The organism is Caballeronia sp. (assembly GCF_049581465.1).
Classification (GTDB): Bacteria; Pseudomonadota; Gammaproteobacteria; order Burkholderiales; family Burkholderiaceae; genus Caballeronia.
On record NZ_JBAUSA010000053.1, the window covers coordinates 1 to 2,677 of the forward strand.

General features: G+C 66.1%; 2 protein-coding genes and 1 pseudogene. All 3 read left to right on the top strand.

Translation table 11 applies throughout. From position 1 onward, the window contains the following. Positions 1-276 (top strand): annotated as a pseudogene (locus tag WCA53_RS01135) (sugar ABC transporter permease); the annotation flags it as partial. 23 nt (positions 277-299) lie between these two features. Next, positions 300-1,028 (top strand): SDR family oxidoreductase, encoded by a 729-nt coding sequence (locus WCA53_RS01140; protein WP_423904488.1) that lies wholly within the window; start codon positions 300-302, stop codon positions 1,026-1,028. A gap of 83 nt (positions 1,029-1,111) precedes the next feature. Further along, positions 1,112-2,677: FGGY-family carbohydrate kinase (locus WCA53_RS01145; protein WP_423904492.1), on the top strand; the 1,566-nt coding region annotated here is incomplete at its 3' end.

Below are 2,677 nucleotides of genomic sequence, written 5' to 3' on the forward strand. Positions count from 1 at the left end.
CGGCTTGCCTCGGCGAGCCAGCAGGCGGGCAGCGGCGACGTGAACCTCAACGCGATCGCAGCGGCCGTGATCGGCGGCACCAGCCTCTTCGGCGGCCGTGGCAGCGCGTATTCGGCGGTGCTGGGGATCATCGTGATCCAGTCGATCGCCAGCGGCCTCACGCTGCTGAACCTGTCGTCCTCGCTGCGCTTCATGATCACCGGCGCGGTACTGGCGATTGCGGTGATCGTCGACTCGCTGGCCCGGCAGTCCCGCGTCTCGCATGGTCGTGCTTAATTCCATTGAAAGAGCCCAAGCAAATGAACCAATCAATGAACGGAAAGGTTGCCGCCATCACGGGGGCGGCATCGGGTATCGGCCTGGAGTGCGCGCGCACACTGGTTGCAGAAGGCGCGAAGGTCGTCCTGGTCGACCGTGCAAAGGACCGGCTCGCGCAACTCTGCGCGGAACTGGGACCGAATGCGTTTCCACTGGTCGTGGATCTGTTGCAGCCGCTGGAGGTCTCCGCGATGCTGCCGAAAATCCTCGACCTTGCCGGTGGCCTCGACATCTTTCATGCCAATGCCGGCGCCTATGTCGGCGGCGATGTCATCGACGGGAATCCGGACGAGTGGGATCGCGTGCTGAACCTGAACGTCAACGCCGCGTTCCGGTCGGTTCACGCTGTGCTGCCGCACATGGTCGCGCAGAAATCGGGCGACATCCTCTTTACGAGCTCCGTCGCGGGCGTCGTCCCGGTCGTGTGGGAGCCGATCTACACCGCCTCCAAATTCGCGGTGCAGGCCTTCGTCCACACGACCCGGCGCCAGGTCGCGAAACACGGCGTGCGGGTGGGCGCGGTCCTCCCGGGTCCGGTCGTCACTGCCCTGCTCGATGACTGGCCGAAGGCGAAGATGGACGAAGCGCTCGCCTCGGGCAGCCTGATGCAACCCAAGGAGGTCGCCGATGCAGTGCTCTTCATGCTGACTCGGCCGCGAAATGTGACAATTCGCGATCTCGTGATCCTTCCGAACAACGTCGATCTCTGAAACGCGTGACAGAGGCTAAGCCCCGTGGCGCTCGCGGTCGACTTGAAACACCTCTCATCAGACAATAAGCAGGCAGTGAACTTATGACCTCAGGAAACCCGACCGCAAGCGCGGCAGACAGCACGCGGTATGTCATCGGCGTGGACGTGGGCACGGGCAGCGCCCGGGCCGGAATCTTCGACCTTGCCGGCCGCATGATGGCCTCGGCCAAGCGCGACATCACCCTGTTCCAGGCGAGCGGGTCCATCGTCGAGCAGTCGAGCAGCGAGATCTGGAACGCCGTCTGCGACTCCGTGAAGGACGCGCTGTCGCAGGCCGCGGTGTCGCCCGATCAGGTCGCAGGCATCGGCTTCGATGCCACCTGCTCGCTCCTCGTGCTGGGCGAAGGCGGCCAGCCCTTGCCTGTCGGCCCCTCGGAGCAAGCCGAGCGCGACATTATCGTCTGGATGGACCACCGCGCCGTGGAGCAGGCGGAGCGCATCAACGCTACGGGCCACGAGGTGCTGAAATTTGTCGGCGGAAAAATCTCGCCGGAAATGGAGACGCCGAAGCTGCTGTGGCTCCTCGAAAACAGGCCGAGCGTCTTCTCGGCAGCATGGCAGTTCTTCGACCTGACCGACTTCCTGACCTGGCGCGCGACCGGGGATCTGTCCCGATCCACCTGCACGGTCACCTGCAAATGGACCTACCTCGCGCACGAGCGGCGCTGGGACGAGAGTTACTTCCGCAGCGTCGGCCTCGGCGTGCTCGCGGACGAGGGCTTTGCGCGCATCGGCCAGAGCGTCGTCGACCCGGGAACGCCCCTTGGGCAAGGGCTGATAGCAAGTGCGGCCGCGCAGCTCGGCCTGCGGACCGGAACGCCGGTCGCGACAGGCGTAATCGATGCCCATGCCGGGGGCATCGGCACGGTTGGCGCCGATGGCGAGCCTGAGTCCTGCCTCGCTTACGTCTTCGGCACCTCATCGTGCACGATGACCACGACCCGGAGTCCGGTCTTCGTGCCCGGCGTGTGGGGGCCCTATTTTTCGGCGATGGTGCCCGATGCCTGGCTCAACGAGGGCGGGCAATCGGTGGCGGGCGCGGCGATCGAACAATTGCTTTCGATGCACCCCGCGACTCCCGACGCCCGACGCCGCGCGGAGCATGAGGGCCAGCCCTTGCCGGTGATGCTCGCCGATCTCGCTGCGCAGGCGGCGCAGGCGGATGGCCTGTCGGGGGCGGTGCTGCTGGCGAAGGGCCTGCATGTCGTCCCGGAGTTCCTGGGCAACCGCGCCCCTCTGGCCGACCCCCACGCGAGAGCGGTAATCGCAGGCCTCGGAATGGAAAACGACCTGGACAGTCTCGTCGCCCTGTACATTGCCGGCGTTTGCAGTATCGGTTACGGCCTTCGCCAGATCATCGAAGCGCAGGCCGTGGCCGGTGCGCCGATCGAGCGGGTGATCATCAGTGGCGGCGCCGGGCGACTCGATCTCGTTCGGCAACTGCTCGCGGACGCAACGGGGAAGCCCGTCCTGGCCACGCAGGCTGACGAGCCCGTCCTGCTGGGCGCTGCGATGCTGGGCGGCGTGGCGGGTGGCCTGTTCAACGACGTGCGCTCGGCGATGACCACGATGGCTCAGATCAGCAAGATCTACGAGCCGGCCGCAGGC

What these genes read in the sequence shown, in the direction of transcription:
- WCA53_RS01140 (WP_423904488.1), top strand. Translation starts at nt 300, where the DNA reads ATGAACCAATCAATGAACGGAAAGGTTGCCGCCATCACGGGGGCGGCA.